Consider the following 25,674-nt stretch of genomic DNA (forward strand, 5'->3'; position numbering starts at 1 on the left):
CGACCTGATGTACAGCCTGCCGTCGGAGTTCGCGGCGGACGCGAAGCTTTACATCAACCGGCTGTCGATCCGTGACGTTCGCAAGCTGAAGGACAACAACGGGCAGTACCTCTGGCAGCCCGGCCTCGTCCTCGGCCAGCCCGCGACCATCAACCAGGCGCCCGTCGCCGAGATCCCCGGCATGCCGACCGTCGCCGCGGGCAACATCGTCGCGCTCTACGGCGACATGCCCCAGACCTACCTGGTGGTCGACCGGATCGGCGTGAACGTCCTGCGCGACCCGTTCACCAACAAGCCCTTCGTCCACTTCTACACGACGAAGCGCGTCGGCGGCGGCGTCTTCAACCCCGAGCCCATGAAGGCCCTGAAGGTCGCGGCGAACGCCTGAGCCTCTGGGCTGAACGCGTCCACCGGGCGCTCTGAGCGGCGCGCCTTCCAGCGCGCCGCTCTTCTGCCTTCACCTTCCATCACATGGAGGCCGACATGGCCGTTACGAAGACCAAGGCGGACGAAAAGCCCGCCGAGAACGCCGGCGACGCGCCGGCCAACATCCCGGCTGCGTCCGAGTTCTCGACGTCCGGCGCGCCGCGCCAGGTGACCGGGTTCGATCCCTCGCATCCGGCCGTGGACGACAACCCGCGGAAGAACACGACGCTGCTCCAGAACCGGGTCGACTTCAACGATCCGACGCTGAGCGAGCACGAAGCCGTGGCCAGGAACATGGCCGATCAGGGCTCCGGCGACATCGCCAAGGCCCCGGACGCCGGCAAGTAGGCGCAGCCGAGATGCTCACCGTCGTCACGCCTGCGGCCTCACGGAGGCTGACGACGGTTGAGCACGTGCGCGCAGATGTCGGTCTCGACGCGGCCTCTCCGACGGCCGAGCAGATCGAGCGGTTCATCGATCAGGCGTCGGCGGCGGCGGAACGGTTCTGCCGGCGCACCTTCGCGCGCGAAACCGTCCTGCAGACCGTCCGAGGCTGCGACCTGAGGCGCGGGGTGATCCTCGATCGCGGCCCGGTGGCGTCGATCGCCTCCGTCACATGGAATGGCGGCGCGCTCTCTCCCGCCGAGTTCGAGATCGACCGGGGCGTGGTGCACCGCCTGAGCGCCTCCGGCGAGCGCTTCACCTGGTGGGGTTCATCGCTTGCGGTCCAGTATGTCGCGGGCTTCGTCCTGCCGGGTGAGAACGGGACCGATCTGCCGGCCGATGTGGAGCGCGCGGCCATCCTGCTCGTCGGGGCGGCTCTCTCGACGCAGAGCCGCGATCCTCTCGTGAAGAGCGAGGACGTCGACGGTCTCGGATCGATCTCCTTCTGGGTTCCGGGCTCCCGGAGCATGCTGGCCTCGCCGGAGGCCGAGCAGCTGCTGAAGCCGTACCGTCTGGCGCGGGTTCGCTGATGACGCCCGCCCAGGCTCGCGCGATGTACCGCCGACAGATCTCGGCGCACGGCGAGCTCGTCGCGCTGCGGCGTGAGGCGCTGGACCCGGCGCCGGAGGCGTCTGGACTGCGGGCCCGCGTCACTGGGTTTTCGCCCGAAGAGCTCGCTTCCGGGATCGACCAGGGCGCGCGCAAGGTGATCCTGCTCGCCGAGGATCTCGAGGCGGCGATCGCGGCCGGCAACTGGCCGGAGCCCGCCGCCGGCTTCCCCGCGATCCTGAAAGACGACACGCTGGTCGTGCGGGGCGCGCCGGTGAACGTCGAGCGGGTCGACGACAGCACGCGGCGCGTCAGCGGCGAGCTGATCGCCTATGAGCTGACGGTGATCGGCTGATGGCGCGGGTGGCGGTGATCGAGGCCGTCGAGGCGAAGCTCGCCGACGCCTTTCCCAACGACACGATCGTCGGCGTGCTGAACGGCGGCGCGCGCCCGGCCGGCAACGCCGGCTTCCTGCTCGTGCAGTATCCGGTCGTGAATTCCGAACAGGCCAGCGTCGGCGATCCCGGCAACAATGTCTTCCGAGACGAGGGCGTGTTCAGCGTGCTCGTGCACCAGCCGAAGGCGGCCAAGCGCGCCGCGGTCGAAAAGGCCGACGCGGTCGCTGACCTGTTCCGCGGGCAGGAGTTCGCGGGCGTGACGTGCTTCGCTCCGCAAAGCGCGCGCTTCGACGACGACAATGACCGCGGCCTCTACATCGTGGCTTCCGTCGCGGTGCCCTACCACTTCGACTATCTCGGCTGACGGCCGAGCCCCTTCCTCACATCGCGGGAGACGCAGATGGCTCTGGCTGATCACAGCAGCACGAGGATCGCCTATGTGGCCGAGACGTCGTTCGGCGTTACGCCGGCGACGCCGACCTTCAAGACCTTCCGCACCACGCGCGCGGCTGGCCTCAGGTCGAACAAGACGACCGTGACGTCGGACGAGATCCGCGCGGATCGCAACGTGCCCGACGAGCCGATGGTCGGCCTCGACGTGACGGGCGAATACCCGGTCGAGATGTCCTATGGCAGCTTCGACGACATTCTCGAGGGGCTGCTGTTCGGGACGTGGGCGACCAACGTCCTGAAGAACGGCGTCACGCGGAAGTCCTTCACCTTTGAGGAAACCCGCGAGCTCGGCGCCACCGACAGCTTCTCGCGCTTCCCCGGCGTCATGGTGAACCAGGGGCAGTTCACCGTGAACGCCCGCGAGAAGATCATGGCGACCTTTTCGATGATGGGCGAGAGCGAAGAGCTCGACGACGCCATCATCACGGGCGCGACCTATACGGCCGCGAACGCCAAGCCGATCCTGACCGCTTCCGCCAACATCGCCGCGCTCGCCGTGGCGGGGCTCGATCCGGCGCCGAAAGTCCGTTCTCTCGGCTTCACGATCAACAACAACCTCAGGGTCCGCCCTGTGGTGGGCGCGCTCCATTCAGAGGAGTTCGGCGCGGGCCGCTGCGACGTCACCGGCACCTCCGAGATGTATTTCCAGAGCAACGAGCTCTACCAGGCGGTGCTCGACCATGGCGGCGGCGCGCTGTCCTTCGTGGCCGGGGCCGCGACAAACGAGAAGTACCGCTTCACCTTCCCGAAGATCATCTTCCTTGACGGCACGGTGCCGACCGGCGGGAACACCGACGACGTTATGGTCTCTATCCCGTGGCGCGCGGTCTATGACCCGACCGAGGGCTGCTCGGTCAAGATCGAGAGGGCGGTCGCGTGAAGACCGTCAGGATCACCGAGAGCTTCACCGGCTACCCGGCCGGCAAGAAGCGCAGCTTCACTGCCGGCGAAGAGGTCCAGGTCGCGAACGACTTCGCCGAGCTGATCGTCGGCAAGGGCCACGCGAAGGAGATCGAAGGTTCGCCGGCGCCCACCCCGAAGCCGGGCAAGCCTGCGGCTGATACCAAGGGGGACGGCGCGTGAAGGCCAGCCAGGCGAAGGCGCTCAGCCGCAAGATCGAGCATGGCGCGTGGGTGCGGGACATCCCCGGCGCCGGCGACCTGCAGCTCAAGGTCCGGGCCCGCTTCAACATCGACTATCGCCGTCGGCAGAAGGAGCTGTTCGAAGCGGAGCCCGCCGAGAACAAGCCGAACGGCGTGCTGACGGACGAGGCGGCCGAGCGGCACGACCGCATCCTGCTGCACGAGACCGTGCTGATCGGCTGGGCGAACTGGGAGGATGATGACGGCCAGCCGATCCCGTTCAGCCTCGAGGAATCGGCCAAGCACGTACTGCCGCCCGACGAGCCGGTGTTCCGATCCTGGGTGAACTGGGCGGCGATGAACGTTGCCGATCTGGGCGAGCTCGAGCTCAGGGCTGCGGAGGGAAACTAACGGCCGCGCTGCGCTGGCAGCTCGCGTGGGGCGACCGGGAAACATGGCTGCGGGAGCTGCATGACGAGGAGGGCGGGCCGCTTCCGCCGGCCCTTCGCGACAAGCCGCAAGTTCCAGCGCACCTGCTGTTCTACTGGGACGCTTTTGCGGACCTGGCGAACGACCGGCAGGTCTTCATGGGTGGCGTATCGCCGATCCCGTTCCTGGCGATCGATGCCTGGGCGCGACGGTCAGAGGTGAGCGGTGAGGCCTTCGCGAGGCTGCAGCGACTGATCCGGGCGATGGACGCGGTCTGGCTGGAAGACGCGGCGCAGAAGGCGAAAGCGGCCGCGAAGAGGTGATGAAGCGGCCTGCATTCGGCAATGGTGAAGACCGAGGAAGCGGTATGCGCCGCGAGGTGGGCAAGCGCGGGGGGGGGGGAAGGTGTGCACGCCCAAGGGCACGTAAGACAGGAGATGAGGATCGCCATGCGTTGCGTATGTGGTGTCCGCCGCCGTAGGGTTGGGAATCACTCGGCTATGGACCTTGCCCGCATCATGGATCGTCTAGCGTTATTGAAGGAATTATCTTTTGGATCGCAGGTTGCTGAAGAAGAGATTCAGCACCTAGCAAGTTATTTTGTCGAAACAGACCAATGGAATCGAATTGTAAAGGGAGATATAGGTTTAGTACGCGGCGAAAAAGGCGCTGGTAAGAGCGCGATATATCTGTTGCTCGGAGAAAATGCAGACTCTCTGTTTGACCGGGGAGTTCTACTTGTGAATGCGGAGAACCCGCGTGGAGCGACAGTTTTCAAAGATCTCGTCTCTGACCCTCCAACCTCCGAGGCAGAATTCGTTGTATTATGGAAGATGTATCTCCTTTCCATAATCTGCTTTCAGCTTCGCTCTTTCGGCATAAATGGCGACAGCATCCGCCACGTCTACAGTTCACTTGAAGGTGCTGGGCTGCTTGAGCGGGAACTTAATCTAAGCAGCTTGCTTCGGAGCGCCCAAGCGTTTGCCCGCCGCCTCTTACGAATCTCGTCGCTTGAGGGTGGCCTTCAGTTCGATCCGAATACCGGGGTACCTACGGGCGTCTCTGGAAAGATTTCGCTCACCGAACCATCCGGGGACTTAAGAGCGAAGGGGATCAACTCCGTCGACGGGTTGTTTCTCAAGGTGAATGAAGAGCTGTCAAAGGCGTCGTTGGTCATCTGGGCGCTGCTGGACCGCCTGGACATCGCTTTCGCTGAGAGCCATGAACTTGAGGCTAACGCCATAAGAGCACTGATCAAGGTCTACAGCGACCTTCGTGGGCAGGATCAGATTAAGCTAAAAATCTTCTTGAGAGAAGACATTTGGAGGCGAATAACGGCATCTGGACTTCGAGAGGCAAGTCACCTGGTTCGATATCAGATTGTGGAGTGGAATGCCCCGACCCTTCTTCATCTGATGATGCGTCGGATGCTTAGTAATGATGTGATAGTTAAACAGTACGACGTGGACAGGGAGGCGGCGTTATCGAGCGCTGCTGAACAGGAGAGGCTGTTCAATCGAATTTTTCCTCCACAAGTCGAGCAGGGACCCCAGAAGGCTCCTACTTTTAAGTGGATGGTGACTAGATGCGCAGACGGTAAGGACAACACCGCTCCACGAGAGCTGATCCATCTGCTTAATTCGATTCGAGAGCAAGAGATTCGGAGGCTGGAACGCGGGGGAGGCTATCCTGCCGGTGAACAATTGTTTGACCGTTCAGTGTTCAAAGCTGCATTGCCGACGGTGTCGGCTGCCCGCCTGCAGACCTACATGTACGCGGAATACCCGGCAGAGCGGCCATTCTTGGAAAAGCTGGACGGCCAAAAAACCGAGCAAACTCCGGACAGCTTAAGTGAACTCTGGGGTGTTCCCCGGGCAGAGGCGATCGCGAAGGCTGCCGAACTGGTTGATCTGGGGTTCTTCCAAGCCAGAGGAACCCGTTCCGAGCCAACATACTGGGTCCCCTTTCTTTATCGGGATGCGCTGCATCTCGTTCAGGGAAGAGCAGAGTCGGACCCGGAATAGGACGGTCGGATCAGTCCCTCCTGGGCTTCGCCTTCTTGCTCTCCGCCTTCATCTCGCGCGCTACGCGGACCATAGGGGCGTCGACGGGGCCTTGCTGTTCGGGGAGCGCGCCGGCGGGGTCAGCGGGGTCCTCTTCAGCGTCAGTCGCATCGCGCTTGAGGAAGCCGCGCTCCTTCAGGAGATGGATAAGGCGCTCGACAGCCGGGTCATTCTTGGGCGCCGAGGCGAAGTAGCTGTCGGCGCTCAAGCCCATCGTCATCAGCATGCGGATCGCCGCCGGACGGGTGAGCTTCCTCTCGGGCTGGGCTTCGATCCAGGAGTCGAGGAGATCGAGCTCCGTCGGCTGGAGGCGGACGCCAATCAGCGTGCCCTTCCCGGTTGGTGCCGGGCCCCGCCTCTTTTTCTGTGATAACACGGATTGACGGCTCATCTGAAACTGTGTTAGCACGAATAAATCGGGCCACCAAGACGGTGCAACGTCGAGGCGGCCCTAACCGCAACGCGATCGGTCAAGGATCACGTCATGGCTTCGCACGCCTATAGCACAATTCCAGCGCGCTCTACGACGCGCAGAGGCTGGCTCGGCCACGCGGCCGGAGCCGCCTTCGCGGCCGTAGGCAGCTATCTCACCGTCAGGAACCCCGAGCCCGCAGCGGCACCCGATCTGAGCGATGGCATGGCCATCATGCGGATCGGCGGCCGGACGGTGCTGGTCGACACCGCGGACTTCGCCTGCACGAGCGGATCCGAGCAGGTCTGCATGCACTTCGACGGGCGGCTCACGATCGAGCCCGCTTGGGCGGAGACGTTCATGAAGAGCGCTCCGGAACGGACTGCGCTGGGGGCGTTCAAAGTCGTCCAGCCGGGCATCCGAGAACGCCCCTACGTCCGCGTGATCGGACGCGTCGTCGGCGAGCGCGGGCTCGCCCTCTGATCTGAAATCCCGAGATCCCCCGAGGCCAAGGGGGTTAGACGCGATGCACCGAGCTCCATCGGCTCCGGTGATCGCGAAAGCGACCCTGGGCGTCTACAGGCTTGGCCGGCCGGACGCCGATGGAGGCCATCATGGCGGCGACTGCGAAAAAGACCGAAACGACGATCGAAATCCCTCGGCTCGAGGTCGAGATGCTCGAGGTGACGATCGTGGGCGACAGCCCCTTGATCGTCCACGCGTGGAGCGCCAAGGCGAAGCGCGAGATGCTGCAGAAGCAGATGAAGAAGGCGAAGGCCGCGAAGGAGGCGAAGGACCCTCGCAAGGACTTCGAGGAGTCGCTCTACAGGTTCGAGGACGGCGGATACGGCTTTCCGAGTGTCGGCTTCAAAGCGGCAGCCGCGACAGCGGCGCTTACGACGGACGGGATCAAAAAGGCGCACGCGCTGCGCGCCTTCCACGTCATTGGCGAGGATATCGACGTGAACGGCGCCTTCGACGGCACCGTGATGCGGCAGAACCTGGTTCGGATCGAAGGCGCCCCGCCGCGGATGCGAGAAGACCTCGTCCGCGTCGGCATGGGCACGGCGGACTTGCGCTATCGCGCCGAGTTCCCGACCTGGTTCGCTCGCATCCTGGTGCGCCATCAGCCGCGACTGCTCTCCGCAGAGCAGATCCTGAACCTGATCAACCTCGCTGGCTTCAGTGTCGGCGTCGGCGAGTGGCGGCCGGAGAAAGGCGGATCGTCGGGCATGTTTCATGTCGCCAGCTCTGGCGAAATCGAAGCGATCCTCGCCGGCCTCGAGCCGCAGCGGAGGGCCGCGTGATGCGCGTCGGCGGCTACGAATTTGCCGATGGTGCCCGGTTCCAGCCGGGCGCCAGGATCGACGATCCGAAGCTGGTCGGCGAGCACATCGACTTCCTGCGGAAGCAGCAGAAGGGCGAGCTGACGCCGCAGGACGTTCTTGCCGACGCGAAGAACCCGAACAGCCCGCTCCATTCGTTCTTCGAGTGGAGCGACACCGCCGCGGCCGAGCAATACCGGCTGCAGCAGGCGAGGGGGCTCATCCGAGCGGTGGTCGCCGTCTACGTCAGCGACGACAAGCCAGCGGTCCGGACGCGAGCCTACGTCCACATTCCGGAGCCGTCGGCGCCGCACTACCGCTCAGCCGATCAGGCGATGAGCACGAAGAAGACCCGCGATCTTGTGCTCCAGCGCGCGTGGCGCGAGTTTCAGCAGTGGAAGGCGCGCTACAAGGATCTGAAGGAGTTCTCGACGCTCTTCGAGGCGGCCGACGAGGTCGCTCAGAAGGTGCGGGCGATCGGAAAGCACTGAGCGGAGGCGTGCATGGAGAAGAGCGACCTGCGCAAGTTAGCCGTGGACGATGTTCGGGCCCGAGTGAAGGCCTGGCACGATCTGGTGCTTTTCGTGGACAAACAGGCTGCCGACCTTCTCCGTCTTTACGTCACGCTTTCTGTGGCGGCCGCTTCGTTCAGCTTAGGAATCTTCAAGCCAGATCCCTTGAAAGGGTGCATGGCGGCGGGACTCACAGCCATCGCTGCAACGCTCATCGTCGGGGCACTGTATTGCTTCAAGGCGATAGACGATCCGGACGTTGAGCTGCCGGGGGAGGATGGCGATTTCTGGAGCTGGGCAGTTGAGGAGAAGGTGAGCGCAGACGAGGTCATCGCCCACTACATCAAACGGGCGGACATCTCCGCGAAGAAGTTGAAAGAGGGAAACGAGCGCCAGGCAAAGGCATACCGGACGGCGCGGCGACTTGGCGTAGCCGCGCCGATGGCTGGCGCACTGGCGGCCGGTGTGTCCTACTTGGTTTTGAGCGGCTTAGTCTCGCTCTTCTTGCCCGCCGTTTTCGGTGGCGGCTCCTTCGGCTGAAGAGGCTCTTTGGGCGGGTTCTTCTTCTCGTCCGACATGAGCTTGGCCCTCTCTGTCGATGAAGTTCCAAGGATGTACCCGCCTCGAGATGGTGTCGAGTCGGTTGAATGCGCGGGAGCCGGTCGCCTACCGGCTCGGCGAGGATCCAGGCAGGCATGGACTGGTTTGGCATGGCTTGTTGAGGCGTGCTGCGGCAGGCATGGCAAGGTGTGCTGAGGCGTCGTACGGCGCGGTCTGGTTGAGCAGGCATGGAACGGCACGTTTAGGCTCGGTCCGACAAGTTAAGGCTGGGCCCGGCAGGCTAGGTCAGGTGAGGCGGGCCATGGCATCGCGAGGGCGGTGTGGCTGGCGCGGTGAGCCAAGTCTAGGAGTGGCAAGGCCGGGCGAGGTTCGGCAGGCAAGTCGTGGTCAGGTTTGGCGGGGCAAGTCACGGCCCGCTGCGGCTTGATGTGACTGGCAGGAAAATGCGCGGAGTCGGATGCCCGTCCGGCTCGCGAGGACCTGGGTAGGGCAGGCGTGGTAAGGCCCGTTGAGGTGGGGCGGGGCCGGCCATGGAATGGTTTGGCAGGCAAGGTGAGGCGCGGTCGGGTCAGGCGCGTCTAGTTGAGGTCTGGCACGGCCAGGTCGGGTAAGAGCTGGTGAGGAATGGCCGAGCGTGTTTGTTGGTTGGTCATTCCACTACAGAAGGAGTGGAAACTTCGGCTGATCCGGTTTCTGTGATAGTGCATATAGCGTTGAATTTGACCTTCTGGTCCGCTAACTCAGCACGAAGTTCAATAAGCCGGGTGACCACTACTAGCTTCTCGGAAGACCATTGAGCCAAAAGGCTTTCGACAATCGCTTTAAGCCTTGGAGAGTCCCCATTCGCGGCTGCGATACTCGCCGCCTCGGAATCGTTTAAGGAGCGGTACGCGGTAACTACTCGGACGGCCGCAGAAGAGCTGCCTTTGATCGTGTCAATCCGTTGCTGAGCGAGTCTGGCGGTCCCGGCGGTCTCGCGTTTTGCTACCAATGAGGCTGTCGAGACGAGCCTAAGGTCTGCAATCGCTGGGAGTTTGGCGGCCGCAAGCAGAATGCATCGCTTGTCATCGACATCAGCTGTCGCCGGCGATGCCCAGAGGGCCAGCGCCGCCGTTACCGCCTTCAACTCATTGCTCATGGTGCATTCCTATGTCCTCTGGTCGCCCGTTGCGGACGATAGTCGAGGCTATCGTCTCGCGGGAACTCTCGCCCGCGGCTCGGCAGAGCGTAATCGCCGACTTCGCCAGGAAGCGGCTGGCAGAGGGCTTAGCGCAGAATGAGCGGGCGACCGGCCGGATCGTGCCATACCAGCAGGTCGTCGATGGCCGGCAAGGCGCCGCGCTGGAAAGCGTCGACCCGGATCGAGGTCGCATTCTCTTCCTGTTCCACGTGGCGTCGAACGAGCTCTTCGTCTGGATCGCGGACATGCTCGTGCGGCACGCGCCGCGGCTGACGGGCAGATACGCCGATAGCTTCCGTCTGTTCGCCGGTGGCCGTCAGATCGAGGTGGGCGAGGCGCTGCCGAAGGCGGACGAGTACGCGTTCCTTAACGTGCAGCCTTACGCTGGTAGGCTGGAACGCGGCTGGTCGGGCCAGGCGCCGGACGGCGTGCTCCAGGCTGTCGCGGCACTCGCGAAGGTCCGCTACGCCGACGTCGCTCAGGTGCGCTTCACCTATCGACACTTCTCCGAATTCGGGCTCGCTCCGAAACCAACGACGCGCGCCGAGAAGGCGAGCAACCGCACGCCCGCGATTATGGTGAGCCTCCGCTGATGGTCTCTGTCGCCGAAGTCCGCGAGATCGACATTCGCTACAAGGCGACCGGCGTCTCGGAGACGGTCGACCTGCTCAATCGCCTGATCAGGGCGGAAGAGGGCGTCGTCGTCGTCGGGGAGAAGGTCGAGCGCAGCGACGCCAGCCTCTCTCGCGGGCTGGAGACGCTGAAGGGTCGGTACCTCGAGCACTACAAGGTAATTCAGCAGACCACCCGCGACATCAACCTGCTGCACGAGGCTCGCGCCCGCGATCTGATCAGCGTCAACCAGTACCAGGCTGCGCTCGGCGCCATGCAGGCGAAGCTCTCGGCGCTGCCGAGCGAGCTGAAGCGGGTCCAGCAGGCGCAGGGCGAGGTCGCGCGCGGATGGTCTGGAATGGCCGCCCCGACGACCGGCGCCTACGCCACGATGCAGGCGAACATCAAGGCGGTCGAGACACACATCGCCGCGCAGCAACGCGCCGAAGAGAGGCTTCGTGGGCTGGGCCAGCCTGTTCGGTCATCCTCGGCGTCCAACGTTATCCCGTTCCAGCGAAAGCCGGGTCAGCTGTCGTCTAGCGGACTGTCGAACCTGTCATTCCAGGCAAACGACATCGCTACGATGGCGATCATGGGGGCCAACCCGACGCAGATCATCGCGTCGCAGGCCGGTCAGATCTTTCAGATCTTCCAGCAGGAGGGAGCGAAGCCCAAGGCTGTCTTCGAGCAGCTGGCGTCGGCGGCCGCGAAGGCGATTTCTCCGATCGGCTTGGTGGTAGCCGGCCTCGGGGCAGCCGGCATCGCGGCAGCCATTTTCTACAGTCGGACCAAGAGCGAAGCCGAGCTCTTCGACGAAGCGATCGAAAAGCACGCGGCGGCAATCAAGCTGATCCGAGATGCATGGGGCGAGGCGGCCCAGGGTGTCGAGGAATATGCAAAGCCCACCGCGATCCGGGGGGCGACGGAGCTTCAGGCGAGCCGCCTCCGCCTTGAGGCGGCCGCTCTTTCCAAGGGGAAGTCGGCTTCTTCGGGACTGTTCAGCAAAGCGATCGACATGACCGGCGAGGAGCTCCTCGCGATCAACCCGATTTTTGAGCCCATCCGAAAGGACGTCGATGCGTTCCAAAAGACCGTCGAGAAAGGGCGACCGGACTTCACGAGGCTCCTTGATGCGGTCGACAGCCTGTACATGGCTCGTCGTGGAGACAGCATGGTTTCCAAGCTCCGCGAGGAGGTCAAGAAACTAGCGGATGAAGGCGATAAGGCGCAGCGCGCACTTAAGGCGCTCGCAGAAATTCCGTTCAACACGGGGTTTGACGCCGCTATCGGTGCGCTTCCGAAGGCACCGACGCAGCTCCCGGCTATCGGCGATTATCTCGGCCCGCGCGTTCGGGCCGCGCAAGAAGCCGAGTTCGCCATGCGCGATGTGGCCGCTCGCACGGCTGCAGAACGCGCCGGTATCGCCGCAGATCGAGCTCGCGCGGAAGCTCGTCGCGATCCAAAAACTGCCGGAGACGCGGACGCCGCAGCCGCGAGAGCTTCTGCTCTCGTCATGGCTCAGGCCCGGCGCGAAGCTGCGGATTACGCTTCTCAGCAGGAGGAATCACGCCGCCGCCAGATCGAGGGCGCGCAGACCGAGTTGCGCGCGATCGGCGCGACGGCCGCTGAGACGGACAAGCTGCGCCGGCTGATCGAGCTCACCAACGAGGCGCGGCAGCACGCCTATGATCTTGGGAAGAAGTACGACGATGCCGAGCTTTCGGGTCTCGAGCGCGAGGCGGACGCCTGGGCGAAGCTGCAGCAGGCGATCCGCGAGGCGGAGGCCGCCAAGCGCGCCGTCGACGAGACGAAGCTGCTGCGCTTCGGCCCCGACGAGCGCGCGATCCGCGGCCAGTTCGAGACCGACGACGCCGGCGAGATCATCAGCGCCAAGGACCGGATGACGGCGGCGCAGCTCCGCTACAACCGAGCCGTTCAGGACGCGCAGGAGGCGGAACGTGGCCTCGGCAAGGAACTGATCGACGCAGCTCGGAAGGGCGACTGGAAGGCGATGCTGACCGCCCCGCTGGAGCGCGTCGGCGACTATTTCACGAAGCAAATCGGCGACCGGTTTGACGACGCCATGGGCGGCCTCATCGCGCAGTCCTTCGGCGCGCCGCCGATGAGCAGCGCGGACGTTCGCGCCATGTCGACCGCCGCGATGACGGTTACGGCCGGAACGGTGACGATCACCGGCGGCGGCGCGAGCCTGCTTTCGCCGACATCGTTCGACAAAGCGGGCGGCGCTCTCTCCGGCGGCGCCCCGCGCGCAGCCGCGAATGACGTTCTGGCGCCGAAGTCGATCGCCCGCACGCCTGCGCTCGCGCCGCACGCCGACGTGCTCGGCGACGCGATGTCGTTCGTCGGCAACTACAAGCGCGGCGTCGATCCCCGGCTGACGGAGATCCTGTCTGAGGCCGCCAGGCGCTCCGGCTACCGGGTTGAGGCGTTCTCCGGCTTCCGCCCTGGCGATCCGCGCTTCCATGGCCGGGGGATGGCGACCGATATCAGGCTCGTCGATCCTGCCACAGGCAAGGCGCTGCCGTCTTATCAGAGCGCGGCGAACTTCCGGCCCTATGAGCAGTTCGCCCAGACGGCTCGTCAGGTGCAGATGGAGCGCTACCCGGGCCTCGAGCGCGACTTCCGCTGGGGCGGCTATTTCTCGGGGCCGCAGGGCAAGTATGGCGCGGTCGACCTGATGCATTTCGACCTCGGCGGCCGGCGCGTCGGCATGGGCGGCGGGTCATGGAACGGCGGCATGACGGCAGCGCAGCGCCGCATGTGGCCGGGCGCGCAGTCATTCGGCATGGGAGCCAATGACAACGGCGTCACGGCGCTGCCGGAGATCAAGGTCGAAGGGCTTCAGCAGAGCTTCAACACGCTGCAACAGTCGACCGCGTCGCTGGCGCAGAACGCGATCCCTCAGGCCACGCAGGGACTCGGCGGGCTGGGGCAGCAGGCGCAGGGGCTCGGCGGAATCTTCCAAAGCCTGTTGAGCGGTCTCGGCGGCGGCGCGCCGGGCGGCGGCGGCGGGAACATCTTCACCTCGCTCCTCTCCGGCCTGTTCGGCGGCGCCTTCGCGGGCGGGACGGAGAACCTGCCGGCGAACAAGATCAACCTGGTCGGCGAGGAAGGGCCCGAACTGCTGATCGGCAACAAGGTCATTCCGCATCGTCGCAGCATGCAGATGATCGCCCGGCCGGCGCAGATCCTACAGCCGGTCTATGCCCCGGAGCCGCGCTCCGGTGGCGAGACGAAGATGGAGGTGCATGTCCACAACGCGCCTCCCGGCACGCGCGTCGAGGAAAGCACCGACGCCAAGGGCAACCGCCGCGCCGACGTGATCTTCGACGAGATGCAGGCGCGGAACATGAGCAATCCGAAGAGCCGCACGGGGCGCGCGGTCTCGTCGACCTTCGGCAGTCAGGCCGTCCAGCGGAAGTATGGCTGATGGCGCTCCTGTCGTGGCCGGCGGAGCTGCCGCAGCGGATGCTGGTGGACGCGTACAACCGCACGGGACGCGACGGCGTCGAGGCCACCGACATGAAGGCTGGGCCGCCCAAGACGCGGCTGCGCACGTCGAGCGCGGTCGAGCCGCTGCAGGGCGCGGTCGAGGTGCGCACAGCCGGGCTCGCGCGCTTCCGGAGGTTCTACAATGAGGAGCTGAAGTTCGGATCGAAGCTGTTCTGGATCCGAGACCAGGCTTTTGACGGCCAGCCGCTGACGACCGGCGACGGCTCGATCCTGACCAACGCAGACGGCGAGCCGCTGCTGCAGAGCGCGCATTGGCTGGTGATGTTCACGCCGGGCTCTCCGCCGCGCGAGACGAACCTGCGCGGCGACGAGTGGCGCATCTCCTTCAACCTGATCATCCTGCCGTGAAGCCCTGATGGCGAAGATCGTCGCTTTCGAGGTCCGCAAGGAGTTCACCGAGCAGCATTCCTCGGCCGAGCTCGTCGGGCTCATCCGGGTGACGCCGGCGGATGGCGGCGCGCCGATCCTGCTCTGCACGCATCCGGTGACGCGGTTCTCGGTCGACCCGCTGGCCTATGGGATCATGTCCCGCGGCGCGCGCTACGACTTCATGGCGGTGCGGTTCCAGCTGCCGGACTCGAGCAAGGACGAGCTGCCGCAGACGTCCATGGAAATGGACAATATCGACCCGGCTGTGGTCGAGGCGGTGCGCTCCTCGATCGACCGGGCGCGGCTCGACCTCGAGACGGTGATGTCGTCGCGGCCGAACGACGTGATCGAGCGCTTCCCGAACATGGAAGTGCGCGACGCGCACTGGACCGACGACGTGGTGTCGATCGAGATCGCCTACGAATCTCTGGCGACGACGCCGCTGGTGAAGCATCGCATGACGGTCGGGGTGTTCCCGGCGCTGCGCACGGTCGGCTGAAAGGCTCCGAACATGATCAGGTTTTTCGCAGGCATGGCGCTCGGCGCCGTGGCGGTGGCGCTCGCGCGTTCGCTGCCGAAACGGGAGCGGCGCTGGGCCGTGGAATGGTCCTTTCCGCAGGGGGAGGTCGCGTACACGAAGAAGGGCAATCCAGTGCGGTGCGGGTGGATCACAGCCCGCTTCCGCACCGCTCCGCAGGCGCTTGAGGTGCCTGACAGTTGGATCACGCGGCAGGATTGGGTGGAAGGCGGCGCCTAAACCACTCGGCCGCCTCTGGGGGGAGCATGAAGTAGTATTCCGCTCCGTCTGTCGTGACCAGCGACAGTCCGAACACTCCATCATCTCGACTCGGGTCTATCCGGAATTCTCCGACCCGCGGCCCAGAGAATATACCAGATGCTCCCGCCTCTAGGGCGCTCGAAACTCCGCCCTCCTGCTGAAAGCGGGCTCGGAATTCACCTTGCTTGATGCTGTGGGCGACCTTGGCGGCAAGCTCTGTGACGACCGTCAAGGTCTGCTCAGAACCTGCGGCGTCGAACACCCTCACGGTCACGGTCGCCCCATTGTCGTCTGTCTTGGAACCACCGAGCTTCACGCCAACTGCCATAGCCGCCTCCTGATTGCGATCTCCTAGTAGTTCAGACGGAAGCTGATGTGTCTTCTTTGATCGACTACCGCGGCCTTCCGTACCTCAAGTACGGCCGGGACCGGGAAGGCGTGGACTGCTGCGGCCTGCCGTTCCTCGCCTTCCGTGAGGTCCACGGGATCGAGATCGAGCCTCACGCTGGCGCCGTCGTCGGCGAGGTGGAGCGTGCCGAGGCCGAGGCGCTGTTCCGCGGCGAGCTCTGTTCCGGCCGCTGGCGCAGGCTTGGGCCTGAGCCCGAGCGTGAATGGGACATCGCCTGGTTCCGCGACCCCAAGGACTACCGCCCCACGCATGTCGGGATCGTCATGAAGCCTGGATGGATGCTGCACGCCCATGAGGGCGCGGGGCTGGTCGTGCCCGAGCGTTACGAGTCCGGCCTGTGGGCGCGGCTGCTGATCGGCTTCCAGCGCAATGTCGAGCTCGAGGCGCGCCTTGCGTCCTGAGGAGGCGAAGGCCGCACCGAAACGCGCGCTGTGGTCGCCCGACGCCATCAACGTCGTGCTGCGCTCGCTGATCGAGAAGGAGGACACGAGCGCGATCCAGATCCCGCCCGGCGCGAGCGTGGCGGAGGCGGTGCGGCTCCGGACGCCGAACCTGACCGATGCCGAGCGCGCCGCGCTGCGCGTGGTGAGCCATGAACGCAGCGGTGGCCATGTGATCGACGCGAGGCATAGGGAGCGCGTCAGGCTGAAGGCCGGCGCGGTGCTGGTGATCACCGATCCTCCGGCGGGCGGGGCGCTGCGACAGATCCTGCAGGTGGTCGTGTCGGTGGTGGCGCTCACGATCGCGACGGTGATCGGCGGGCCGTTCGGAGCGATCGTCGCCGGCGCCTTCGCGTTCGGCGCGAACTATCTGGTCAACCTGTTGGTCCCGGTGAAGACGCCGGACCAGAAGAAGCCTTCGCCGCTCTACTCCATCCAGGGCTTCAAGAACCCGCTCAACATCGACGCGCCGATCCCGCTGCCGGTTGGTCTGCGCCATCGCTTCGCGCCGCCCTACGCGGTCCCGCCTTACATCGATATCCAGAACGGCAAGGTGTATCTGACCGCCGCCTTCTGCTGCGGTTACGCGCCGATGGCGCTGTGGAAGGAGCGGATCGGCGACCGGCTGCTGACGCGCTTCGACAGCCGGTTCTACCAGGTCGAGTATCGCGGCTTCCTGATCGACGGCGAGGTCGACACCTCGCCCTTCACGCTGGTCACCGAGACGGTGATCCAGACCGAACAGCAGATCACGCTGACGCATCGCGACGACGGCGTGAGCGAGGATGACGACGGCATCCTGTCCGAGCCGTCGTCGCTGTTCACCGCGCCCGACACCGCTCGCTGGAAGGTGATCTGGAGCTTCCCGGGCGGTCTCGTCCGCTACACGAAGAAGAAGGGCAAGAAGCAGTCGGCGACGGTCAACATCCGCATCCGGCAACGGCCGGTGACGGAGAACAATGACGGCGCGTGGACGGTGATCGAAGCCAACTGGGCGATGCACCGCAAGGACCGCGACCCGTTCTTCGTCGAGTATGAGCACGAGATCACGGTAGAAGAGGGCGGCCGCGGGGCCTATGAGGTCGAGTTCCTCAGGCTGAACGACGACGACGACACGAACCGCGAAAGCTCGAAGATCGAGATCGTCGCCTTCCAGTCGATCCTGCCCGAATATCCGATCAACCAGCCGGCCGACACGCCCTTCGCGCTGGTGGCGGTGCGCATCAAGGCGAACAACCAGCTCAAGGGCACGCTCGACGAATACAACGCCGAGTTCGCCTCGCTAATCGATGCCCTCAATCCCGAGACCGGGCTCTATGAGCCGTTGAAGGAGACCGGAAACCCGGCGGACTGGTATCGCCGGCTCAAGACGATGCCGCAGAACGCCAAGGCGATCGGCTTCGACGAGCTGAACGCCGCCGAGCTCATCGACTGGCACGCGCACAACGCCGCCAACGATCTGATGTTCTCGCGGGTCTATGACTACGAGGTCGCGGCGGATGCGGCGATCCGCGACGTCTGCGCCGTCGGCCGCGCGGTGCCGCGGCTCACGAACGGCTATCACGGCGTCACGATTGACCGGCCCAAAGACCCGCTTACCGCCTACCCGATTACGCCGCACAACAGCTGGGGACCGGAGGGGCATCGATCCTACAAGGACCTGCCGCACGCCTTCCGGATCAAGTTCAAGGACCGGACGAACGACTTCAAGACCGCCATCCGCGAGGTGGAGCGGCCCGGCTTTGCGGGCGACCCGACGCTGTTCGAGGAGATCGAACCGCCCGGCGTGACGGACCCGACCGCGGCCTATGTCTGGGGCTACAAGCTCTGGCTCGAGCTGCTGCACCGGCCGGACGATTACACGCGGAACCTCGACTGGGAGCACCGCCAGCTCGACATCGGCGACCTGGTGGCGATGTCCGACCGGGTGCTGGTAAAGGGCGTCCAGAGCGGGACCGTCCTCGGCGTCGACGGGCGGATCGTGGCGCTCTCAGAGCCGGTCAGCATGACGACCGGCAAGAGCTATATGGCGAAGTTCCGCCGCATCGTTCAGGACGGCGACGGCAGCCGGGCCGAGGTTCTGTTCCGCGGCGTGACCGCGATCGACGGCGAGACCCGCACGCTGCTGCTGACCGGCTCTGGCGAAATGCCGGAGGAGGGCGATCTCGCCTGGTTCGGCGAGACAGGATTTGTCGACGTGCTCGGCGTCATCCAGCATATCGAGGTGAGCGAGGGCGAGCGCGGCCGGCTGACGATCGTCGATCAGGCGCCGCAGATCTTCGAGGCGCTCGACGCTCTGATCGTCCCGCCGTGGTCGTCGCGCGTGGGGGACGTGCTGGAGCCAGACGCCCGTACGCCGCCGTCCCCGGTGATCGCACGCGTGCTGTCGGACGATAGCGTCTATGACGATGAAGAGCCGGTGCCCGACAGTCCGCGGCGCGTCGTCGCCTATGTGGAGCAGGGGGAGGGGCTGCCGCTCGCCAGCGCCTTCAAGCTGCGCCACCGGATCGTCGGGGCGGGCGCCTGGTCGCAAACCGGCTGGACGCTGTTCGGCGCGGGTTTCGTGACGATCGAGGGCGTCTACGCCAAGGGCGACGAGATCGAACTGCAGCCGCTCGGCCGCACGCGGCTCGGCGTCGAGAGCGCGACCTGGGGCGCGACCTTCACCCACGAGGTCGGTCAGAACGACGCCGTTGGCCCGTCCGTGACGTTGTTCGAGGTCAATCGGCTTGGCGCCGCGGGGCTCAACCAGTTCGTCTGGGAATCGGCGGACGCCACGGCCACGGCCGAGATCCGGTGCAAGGCGACGAGCGCGCTGCCCGGCGGCTGGGAGGCTCTTTCGGACGAGGCGCAGTTTTCGCTGCTCGATCCGCTGCACACCGGCGTGCTGACGGGCTCGCCCTGGATTGCGGAAGGGCCGGACGATGTCGGCGATTATCTGGTCGGCATCCGCCTCACCAGCGACGACGGCGATCCCGGTGCGCCTTTCACCGATCTCTATGAGATCTCGGCGACGCCAGCGCCGGCGGCGCCCGCTTCCTTTGCGGCGACGCTCGACGGCGCGACGGTCCATCTGAACGGCCGCAACGGCAACAGCCTCGGGATCACGGCGGCGCGGTTCTACCGGACGGCCGACGGCGACACGTTCGATCCGGACGCCGACGACATCACGGGGCCGCTCTACTCGGCCCCGAACCAGACGCTGCCGACGATCGACGACGCGCCCGGACCGGGCACGTGGATCTACCGCATGACGGACGAGACCGCGCCGGACAACCGCTCGGCGACGCTCGCGGCCGCGCCCGTCACCATCGTCTAACGGCGCTCCGCCGCCGGCCCTGCCTTCAGCCGCCTCAGGGCGGTTTTTTCGTGGAAGCGCCCATGCCCGAAGCCGGCTCGCCGACGTCGAACCTGCCCGAGATCACGGGGCTGATCGAGAGCCTGCTCGGCAATGGGCAGCTCCCGGGAGGACAGGTCGACACCGGCCGGATCAAGCTCGCGACGCTTCTGCTTCAGCTGCTCGCGCAGGGGCCGCTCGCGGACGCCTTCGGGCCGCCCTTCGCGCGGCCTGGCGTCGAGCTCGCGCAGAAGACGGTCGCGATCCTGAAGCGCGGCACGGGGCCGACGAGCGGAGAGTATTTTCAAGGAGCCTACCGCGCGCCGCAGGGCGCGCACGGGATCGAGACCAAGAGCGCCACGGTCCACGTCGCGGATGCAGTGACGGAACCCGGCACGTTCATGCTGATTAAGCAGCGCCGGAGGACGATCTCGGAAGCAGACGCCGACAATGAGGACGATCTTCCGGGCGGGTATCACAGCTTTATCTTGTATCCTTACACTGAGGCTGGCCTCGCGAGTCTGGAACCGATCGGCTGGACGGAGGAGATCAACTCCGGTCACCAAGCCCTCAGCGCATGGGTTGACGAGGAAGCGGGTCAGATCTGGCTCTGGACGTCGAGCGGTTATGAGGAGGTCCCTGAGCCGGACCCGACGGATGACGGCGACGACGGAGATTCACCGGACGAGCAAGTGCCGCCGGCGCAGATCAAACGCCGCGGCCTTCAGCGCATCCGCTGGCGGGGCGTCTCGCAGGACGTAGGCGGCGGCACCACCCAGGCCGACGTCACGAACTACAAGATGTTCCCCGGCGGGGCGGCGAACGGCCGTTTGCGCGGGTTCTACGGCGACAGCGGGATCTGCTCGAACGACGGCCGCTTCGTCTTCATGATCGGCCAGCACAAGGATAACAACTACCGGTCCGACGGCGTCCGGCACGTCTTCGGCTGGCGTCGCGAAGAGGTCGAGGCCTGCCTCGACGGTGATGCGACAAATGTGCAGCCGATCTTTGAGTTTGTGCTGCCTCCGATGGAGGAGCTCGACGCTGACTGCATGCAGGATTTCGCCTGTGACGGCCGCTACTTCTATGCGTTCACAGGTCAGACCCATCCGTTCGGCACCCACAAGGTTATCTGCGTCGATCTCTTTCGGCCGACCGTCTGGTGGGTGCTGGACAGCGACGATGCCCGCGGGAACTATACATACGCAGAACTGCTCGGAGGTCTGGCGGAGACGCAGGGTCTGCCCTACTCGTTCGAGCCTGAGGGGCTGTTCCTGGTCCCGCCGATCGGCGGCTGGCCGCACACCGTCACGCAGGAGAAGTGGGGCGCGCCCGGCGACGTTTTCAGCTGGGAAGGACGCAACTGGAACTCGATCCTCACGCATTCCGACGTGCCGGGCACGTCGCGGAAAACCGCGCCAACGACTCTGCCGGCGACCGTCGGCGCCTGGGACCCGAACACGACCTATGCCGGGCACGGCGCCAACACGCTGGTGCGCGCTGTGGTGTGCCGCTTCAAGCAGGCTGACGGCGACCCCGGCGACAAGCCTCTCAACGCCGGCCTCACCTCTGTTAAATCGTCTGCCGCCCTAACATTAAACAGAGCGGTGATCGACATCGCCGTTCGGTACGGAGAAGAATTCCGCGTCGGCTACCACAATGATTTCGCAGACAAATACACGAACTTGTTCCGCGTCAGCGACGGCGTATTTCGCATCTATGACACGGACAAACGAGGAGACTGGGATAAGACCTCAGCGCGCATGGCCATTAGTGCGCGGACCGTGGGCGGGGCGCGACAGGAATACGCGTCATTCTCCTATGCCGGGACCGGCATCACCGGATTCTACGCGATCCGGGTCTACGGCCCGGCTGACGCCGCGACGGCAAGGCGGGTCTCGATTGGCAGGGTGTTCGGCAGCGGCGAAGTCGCTCCGGCCGAGTATCAGCCCGATTTCGGATGGAAGCTCCGCCAGGCGGCGTCGACGCAGCAATGGTCGGTCGATGCGATCGGGGCGGTGGTCGGCAACGGATTCGTGCGCCCGAACGAGTTCACCCGTCAGACGCTGCCGACCGCATCTTCGAGCAATATCGGGCGCTGCGACGTCTCAAACCCGGAGGCTGGCAAGAGTTACGCCGTCCGCAACTGGGGCTCCGGCGGCTGGAAATATGAGGACGGCAGCGCCGTCTCGCTCACCTGAGGTCCACATGACGCAATATGTCGAAGAGTTCGTCTATCGCGGGCGGCCGCCGTCGAGCGAGCTCCAGCCGGCCTGGCATGTCCGTCTCGGTTCGGAGACGCCGTCGGCCTTCGGCGGCGAGCCGACGATCGAGCTCACGCAGCCGATGATGGTCACCGAAGCCGAAGCGGCGGGATGGCCGCTCGACGACATCCTCGGCGCCGTTGCGGCGGCCGCCACGGTCCGCGCCGACACCCTCGCGGCTCAGCTGGCGGCGGCGCGCGAAGCCGCCGACGAGGCCGAGATGCTCCGCGATCAGCTCGCGCAGGCCAACGAGACGATCGCGCAACTGCGCGCCCAGATCATCGATCTGCCGCCAGCCTGATCGTCCGCCGCATCTGACCCGCCCATGCCCGCGCTCCACGCGGGCTTTTTCATGCCCGGAGCACAGCATGGCTGACACTGGCGGCGTGCCGACGACGTCGATCCCGGAGCTGACCGGAGACGCGGCCGAGTTCCTGGCGAATGGCGAGGTCGACGGGCGCGCGGACACCGGCCGGATCAAGGTGCCGGCGGCAGCCCAGCAGCTGCGCGCCGCTCCGGCTTTCGCGGACTCGTTCTCTGCGCTCGCCGCATCGCTCGCCAGCCTCGGGGAGCAGCTCGGCCAGATCGACGGCACGGCCGCGATCGCGGCTTCGGAGCTCGCCGCCGCCGCCTCAGCCGCCGCGATTGCCGCTCGCGCTGCTGCGGAGGATGCGCGCGACGTCGCGTTGGCGAGCGACGCCGGCGTGGTCAGCACCGCGCTGAAGCGCGACGTGCTCCCGCAGCCGGGCGGCGATCCGATCCTTGCTGGCGACGCGGGGGTCTCTGCCGGCTTCGGCGACCTGTTCGGCAACATGCAGGCCTATCTCGATCTCGACGGCATTTTGCGCGCCGAGATCGTCGACCTGACGGGGGAGGCGGCCCTCTCGGAGGACTACGCCTGGGGCCTGCTGAGCCCTGATGGCTACATCATGATCGGTCTTAACAAGGCCGGCTTCTTCACCCTCTGGGATCACGACGCCGCCTGGGGCGACGACTTCACCTGGTTCCGCGCTCTCGATGATGGGACGGTCTTCCAAGGCTTGCGCCCCGACGGTTCCATGCAGTGCGGCCTCGCGCCGGCGCGGCTCTACGTGCCCTTCGTGCGCGGCGCCAGCGGATCGCGCGACGTCTATCTCGCGTGGGACGCCGGCGAGGTCCGCGTCACCCGCGGCGAGGGCGACTGCCATTCGCCGGTGATGGACGGACCCGTGCTGCGCTACGTCCAGGAGATCGGCGGCGTCGCCCGACTGATCAGCGTCTCGCTGCTCTACACGTCGTCGATCGCCCCGAGCGTCACGACGCTGCACCACTTCCCGCTCACCGGCCAGAGCCTGCACGGCGGCACGCAGTCGACGCCCGCGATCACCACGACGCCGCCGCGCCCCGGGCGGGTGCTGATGTTCTCCGGCGGCGTGCGCACGCTCGGGACCAACTTCCCGACGGACAGAACCGCGATCATCGCCGACGAGGATCTGGCGGGCATCGTCGACGCCTTCGAGCGCACCGATGGCGACCGCGCGGGCGAGACGGTCGCCTCGATCGGCGGCTGGCAGGCGACCAAGACGCTTGCCTCGACCGAAGCCCTGCTGATGTCCGCGCACGGCATCGGCGGGCAGGGCTACGACTGGCTGAAGAAGGGCAGCATCCCTTATTCGAACATCCTCAAGGCGGTGCGCCGCGCGCGGCTTATCGCGGCGCTTTCCGGGATCGCCTACGAGGTGCCGGGCGTCATCTGGGACCAGGGCCAGCACGACCACGACGAGACGGAGTCGACCTACCGCGGTTGGCTCGTCGAGCTTCAGTCGGACCTCACCGCCGACATCAACGCCCTGACCGGCGGGACCGATCAGGTGAAGCTGATCATCCACCAGATGGCCAACTGGCAGCTCTACAATATCGCGACCTCGGGCGTGCCGCTGGCTCAGCTCAACATGGCGCTGATGAACCCGACGAAGGCGCTCTGCGTCGGGCCGCAATACATCCTCGAGACCGTCGCCGACGGCATGCACCTGACGGCCGCTTCCGAGCGCTTGCAGGGCCTCTACACCGGCCGCGCCATGGCGGCGGTCGTGGCGGGGCAGCCCTACACGCCGCTCTACGTCACCTCGGCCGTGCGCGCTGGCGCAGTGGTGACGCTCACCTTCAGCGACACCGGAACGGCGCTCGCGTTCGACGACGGCTCGCTGGTGACCGACCCGGGCAACAAGGGCGTCACCTGGCACGACGCCGGCAACGGCAACAGCGTGACGATCACGAACGTCGCGATCACCGGCGCGCACACGATCGACGTGACGCTTTCCGCCGTCCCGACCGGGACCGCGCAGCAGATCGGGATCGCGCGCGTCGCGACGCCGAACGCCTTCGCCGGCCCCACGACCGGCCCGCGCTCCGTCATCCGGGACCAGTCGCCGGACACGACCCCCGAGGGGCGGCGTCTCTACAACTTCGCCTGCATCCAACTCGTCAACGTCACCTGAGGGGGCCCGACATGGTCGGACGCGTCACCACTATTCCCGGCGTCTCCGCGCCCGCCCTCGGCGGCAAGCGCATCGTGATGACGGAGGCAGACAAGCTCATCGCGCGGCTGCCGGGCTTGCTGCACTACTTCGACCCGGCGGTGCTCGACGCCTATGGCGCCGGCAAGTGCCGGGCGAGCGGCCGGCCGATCCGGTCGTTCCCGCCGGCGGGCTCCGCCGCGGGGACGCTGCCGACTCCGACCAGAGTCGCGGTCGACGCCGCCTTCAACAACAAGCCGACGATCAGCTTCCCGACCGGCGACGGCGACATCCGCATCGGCCCGCGGACCGTGACGCCGTCCTTCGCGATCGTGATGGTCGCCTCGCTGGCCGCCGCGGCGAACGCCTCCGGCGCGGGCTTCGCGCAGTTGCTGACGACGGCGAACGCCAACGTGCTCGGCGTCACCTGGCAGAACGTCGCGACCGCGTCCTTCCGGGCCGACAATCTCGCCGGCGGCAGCGACTATATCGGCGTCCCGTCGGCCTCGGTCCCGCTGGATACGAAGGCGATCTGGGTCTTCTCCTATGACGACGACGCCCGGACCGCGATCGCGTGGATCGCCAACGTCACGCCTCTCACGCGGACGGGAATCACCACGCCGGCGCTGGTCGCCCCGTCCATGACATGGAACATCGGCGGCAGCGGCGGCAACAGCACGGCCAACGGCTGGCGCGGCAAGATCGCCAAGGCGCTGATCTTCGGCCGCGAGATGCACTCCGACACGTACCGGCCGTATCTCGACGACGCCGTGGCGGCGCTGAAAGCCGAGTTCGCGATCGCCTGACGCCGCCCGCCTGATCCGATCGTCCGCGCCCGTCACGAGCGGGCTTTTTCATGCGGCAGGGGAGGGTGGCTCAGCGCCGAAGCCCGGGGGGGAAACGGCGCTGAGCCATGCCACGCCGGGAGGAGACCAAGCGTGGCGAGCCACTCCAACGCGGCTGAGCGCTGTCGTCAACACCTGACTTCCCGCGCCCAGAGCGCGTCCCGCAACTCCTTCAGCCCGGCGCTTGCCGCTGACCACCTTCAAGATCGGCGATGCGCGCCCGAAGGTTCTGCTTGATGTCGTCGGCGGGAGCACCGTCGAGCTTCAACTCGAGAAATCCCGCCTCTAACTCGCGCATGGCTGCCGCGCTCTGGGCGGCGTCGCCTCCCAGTTCCAGAAGGTAGGCATCGATCGCGACGCGAGCATGCATAGCCGCGTCAGTGTCGCTCATCCCCGAGGCCACCGCGAGGGCCACCAGACAGTCGGTCATCGGTGTCATCCACCGATTGTCCGTCGGCAGTCTGGATTTAGCAAATCCCACAAGATCGAGACCTCCCAAGCCTAACCTGCTCAGGCTCTTCATGTCTCGCTAGGGTGGCTCAGCGCCAGTCTTCGGCCGGAAGCCAGCGCTGAGCCGCTACGTCGCGGGTTGGAGGACGCGCGGCATAGCAAGGCATTCAGAGCCGGACCGCCGGGCGGGGTCAATCGACGAAAAGATCAGCCGCCAGCTGCAAAAAAAGCTCAGCGCCGCGGAGGGCGCTGAGCCAGTCGCCACGCCCTGGGAAGGGACTGAAATCGTGGCGGCCTACTGCAATGC

The 25,674-nt window shown here is 65.9% G+C and carries 28 protein-coding genes; 25 read left to right on the forward strand and 3 right to left on the reverse strand.

Annotated elements, in window-relative coordinates:
• The 10 genes from VM780_RS09395 to VM780_RS09435 all read left to right on the forward strand — a co-directional run.
• On the forward strand, positions 1 to 388 hold a 388-nt coding region (locus VM780_RS09395; RefSeq protein WP_325445004.1), incomplete at its 5' end, for a phage major capsid protein.
• A gap of 95 nt (positions 389 to 483) precedes the next feature.
• Positions 484 to 774 (forward strand): hypothetical protein, encoded by a 291-nt coding sequence (locus tag VM780_RS09400; protein WP_325447014.1) that lies wholly within the window; start codon positions 484 to 486, stop codon positions 772 to 774.
• An 11-nt stretch (positions 775 to 785) separates the two neighbouring features.
• Positions 786 to 1,400: a hypothetical protein gene (locus tag VM780_RS09405; RefSeq protein WP_325447015.1), complete on the forward strand. Its 615-nt coding sequence runs from the start codon at positions 786 to 788 to the stop codon at positions 1,398 to 1,400.
• A complete protein-coding gene (locus VM780_RS09410; protein WP_325447016.1) occupies positions 1,400 to 1,774 on the forward strand; it encodes a hypothetical protein in 375 nt (124 codons plus the stop codon). The genes VM780_RS09405 and VM780_RS09410 overlap by 1 nt, the downstream gene beginning before the upstream one ends.
• Positions 1,774 to 2,181, forward strand: coding sequence for a hypothetical protein (locus VM780_RS09415; protein ID WP_325447017.1), 408 nt, complete (start codon positions 1,774 to 1,776; stop codon positions 2,179 to 2,181). Before VM780_RS09410 ends, VM780_RS09415 begins: the two co-directional genes overlap by 1 nt.
• A gap of 36 nt (positions 2,182 to 2,217) precedes the next feature.
• Entirely contained in the window at positions 2,218 to 3,150 is a 933-nt protein-coding gene (locus tag VM780_RS09420) for a phage tail tube protein (RefSeq protein WP_325447018.1), read from the forward strand.
• The gene (locus VM780_RS09425; RefSeq protein ID WP_325447019.1) at positions 3,147 to 3,353 is read left to right on the forward strand and encodes a hypothetical protein; all 207 of its coding nucleotides are present in this window, start codon (positions 3,147 to 3,149) and stop codon (positions 3,351 to 3,353) included. Before VM780_RS09420 ends, VM780_RS09425 begins: the two co-directional genes overlap by 4 nt.
• Positions 3,350 to 3,763, forward strand: coding sequence for a hypothetical protein (locus tag VM780_RS09430; RefSeq protein WP_325447020.1), 414 nt, complete (start codon positions 3,350 to 3,352; stop codon positions 3,761 to 3,763). The genes VM780_RS09425 and VM780_RS09430 overlap by 4 nt, the downstream gene beginning before the upstream one ends.
• 56 nt (positions 3,764 to 3,819) lie before the next feature.
• Positions 3,820 to 4,104, forward strand: coding sequence for a phage tail assembly chaperone (locus VM780_RS17630; RefSeq protein WP_422653643.1), 285 nt, complete (start codon positions 3,820 to 3,822; stop codon positions 4,102 to 4,104).
• Positions 4,105 to 4,281: 177 nt separating this feature from the next.
• The gene (locus VM780_RS09435) at positions 4,282 to 5,805 is read left to right on the forward strand and encodes a P-loop ATPase, Sll1717 family (RefSeq protein WP_325447021.1); all 1,524 of its coding nucleotides are present in this window, start codon (positions 4,282 to 4,284) and stop codon (positions 5,803 to 5,805) included.
• Between the two features lie 10 nt (positions 5,806 to 5,815).
• Here VM780_RS09435 and VM780_RS09440 read toward each other — a convergent pair whose 3' ends face one another.
• Entirely contained in the window at positions 5,816 to 6,220 is a 405-nt protein-coding gene (locus VM780_RS09440) for a hypothetical protein (protein WP_325447022.1), read from the reverse strand.
• A gap of 261 nt (positions 6,221 to 6,481) precedes the next feature.
• Between VM780_RS09440 and VM780_RS09445 the strand changes: the two genes are divergently transcribed.
• The 4 genes from VM780_RS09445 (at position 6,482) to VM780_RS09460 (ending at position 8,633) form a co-directional block, all read left to right on the forward strand.
• Entirely contained in the window at positions 6,482 to 6,739 is a 258-nt protein-coding gene (locus VM780_RS09445; protein ID WP_325447023.1) for a hypothetical protein, read from the forward strand.
• Positions 6,740 to 6,870: 131 nt separating this feature from the next.
• Complete coding sequence (locus tag VM780_RS09450; protein ID WP_325447024.1) at positions 6,871 to 7,563, forward strand: hypothetical protein; 693 nt, start codon at positions 6,871 to 6,873, stop codon at positions 7,561 to 7,563.
• Positions 7,560 to 8,072 carry a hypothetical protein gene (locus VM780_RS09455; RefSeq protein WP_325447025.1) on the forward strand — a complete coding sequence of 171 codons (513 nt, stop codon included), beginning with the start codon at positions 7,560 to 7,562 and terminating at the stop codon, positions 8,070 to 8,072. Before VM780_RS09450 ends, VM780_RS09455 begins: the two co-directional genes overlap by 4 nt.
• Before the next feature lie 12 nt (positions 8,073 to 8,084).
• On the forward strand, positions 8,085 to 8,633 hold the full coding sequence (locus tag VM780_RS09460; RefSeq protein WP_325447026.1) for a hypothetical protein: 549 nt from the start codon (positions 8,085 to 8,087) through the stop codon (positions 8,631 to 8,633).
• A gap of 670 nt (positions 8,634 to 9,303) precedes the next feature.
• Here VM780_RS09460 and VM780_RS09465 read toward each other — a convergent pair.
• Positions 9,304 to 9,792 (reverse strand): hypothetical protein, encoded by a 489-nt coding sequence (locus tag VM780_RS09465; RefSeq protein WP_325447027.1) that lies wholly within the window; start codon positions 9,790 to 9,792, stop codon positions 9,304 to 9,306.
• A 161-nt stretch (positions 9,793 to 9,953) separates the two neighbouring features.
• Here VM780_RS09465 and VM780_RS09470 point away from each other — a divergent pair, with 161 nt between their 5' ends.
• From VM780_RS09470 to VM780_RS09520, 11 genes are all read left to right on the forward strand, one after another.
• Positions 9,954 to 10,427 carry a hypothetical protein gene (locus tag VM780_RS09470; RefSeq protein ID WP_325447028.1) on the forward strand — a complete coding sequence of 158 codons (474 nt, stop codon included), beginning with the start codon at positions 9,954 to 9,956 and terminating at the stop codon, positions 10,425 to 10,427.
• Positions 10,427 to 13,897 carry a phage tail length tape measure family protein gene (locus VM780_RS09475; RefSeq protein ID WP_325447029.1) on the forward strand — a complete coding sequence of 1,157 codons (3,471 nt, stop codon included), beginning with the start codon at positions 10,427 to 10,429 and terminating at the stop codon, positions 13,895 to 13,897. The genes VM780_RS09470 and VM780_RS09475 overlap by 1 nt, the downstream gene beginning before the upstream one ends.
• Positions 13,897 to 14,328 (forward strand): hypothetical protein, encoded by a 432-nt coding sequence (locus tag VM780_RS09480; protein ID WP_325447030.1) that lies wholly within the window; start codon positions 13,897 to 13,899, stop codon positions 14,326 to 14,328. The genes VM780_RS09475 and VM780_RS09480 overlap by 1 nt, the downstream gene beginning before the upstream one ends.
• Before the next feature lie 7 nt (positions 14,329 to 14,335).
• Positions 14,336 to 14,848 (forward strand): hypothetical protein, encoded by a 513-nt coding sequence (locus VM780_RS09485; protein ID WP_325447031.1) that lies wholly within the window; start codon positions 14,336 to 14,338, stop codon positions 14,846 to 14,848.
• A gap of 12 nt (positions 14,849 to 14,860) precedes the next feature.
• Positions 14,861 to 15,106, forward strand: a complete 246-nt coding sequence (locus VM780_RS09490) for a hypothetical protein (protein WP_325447032.1) — start codon at positions 14,861 to 14,863, stop codon at positions 15,104 to 15,106.
• A gap of 396 nt (positions 15,107 to 15,502) precedes the next feature.
• Positions 15,503 to 15,937 carry a C40 family peptidase gene (locus tag VM780_RS09495; RefSeq protein ID WP_325447033.1) on the forward strand — a complete coding sequence of 145 codons (435 nt, stop codon included), beginning with the start codon at positions 15,503 to 15,505 and terminating at the stop codon, positions 15,935 to 15,937.
• Positions 15,927 to 19,295, forward strand: coding sequence for a TipJ family phage tail tip protein (gene gpJ / locus VM780_RS09500; protein ID WP_325447034.1), 3,369 nt, complete (start codon positions 15,927 to 15,929; stop codon positions 19,293 to 19,295). The genes VM780_RS09495 and gpJ overlap by 11 nt, the downstream gene beginning before the upstream one ends.
• Positions 19,296 to 19,357: 62 nt before the next feature.
• Positions 19,358 to 21,514, forward strand: coding sequence for a hypothetical protein (locus VM780_RS09505; protein WP_325447035.1), 2,157 nt, complete (start codon positions 19,358 to 19,360; stop codon positions 21,512 to 21,514).
• A 7-nt stretch (positions 21,515 to 21,521) separates the two neighbouring features.
• Positions 21,522 to 21,878: a hypothetical protein gene (locus tag VM780_RS09510; RefSeq protein ID WP_325447036.1), complete on the forward strand. Its 357-nt coding sequence runs from the start codon at positions 21,522 to 21,524 to the stop codon at positions 21,876 to 21,878.
• A gap of 67 nt (positions 21,879 to 21,945) precedes the next feature.
• The gene (locus VM780_RS09515; protein WP_325447037.1) at positions 21,946 to 24,054 is read left to right on the forward strand and encodes a sialate O-acetylesterase; all 2,109 of its coding nucleotides are present in this window, start codon (positions 21,946 to 21,948) and stop codon (positions 24,052 to 24,054) included.
• A gap of 11 nt (positions 24,055 to 24,065) precedes the next feature.
• Complete coding sequence (locus tag VM780_RS09520) at positions 24,066 to 24,878, forward strand: hypothetical protein (RefSeq protein WP_325447038.1); 813 nt, start codon at positions 24,066 to 24,068, stop codon at positions 24,876 to 24,878.
• 211 nt (positions 24,879 to 25,089) lie between these two features.
• Here VM780_RS09520 and VM780_RS09525 read toward each other — a convergent pair whose 3' ends face one another.
• On the reverse strand, positions 25,090 to 25,347 hold the full coding sequence (locus VM780_RS09525) for a hypothetical protein (protein ID WP_325447039.1): 258 nt from the start codon (positions 25,345 to 25,347) through the stop codon (positions 25,090 to 25,092).
• Positions 25,348 to 25,674 lie beyond the last annotated feature (327 nt).

This window comes from Hansschlegelia sp. (assembly GCF_035538955.1).
In the GTDB taxonomy this organism is placed as follows: Bacteria; Pseudomonadota; Alphaproteobacteria; order Rhizobiales; family Methylopilaceae; genus Methylopila.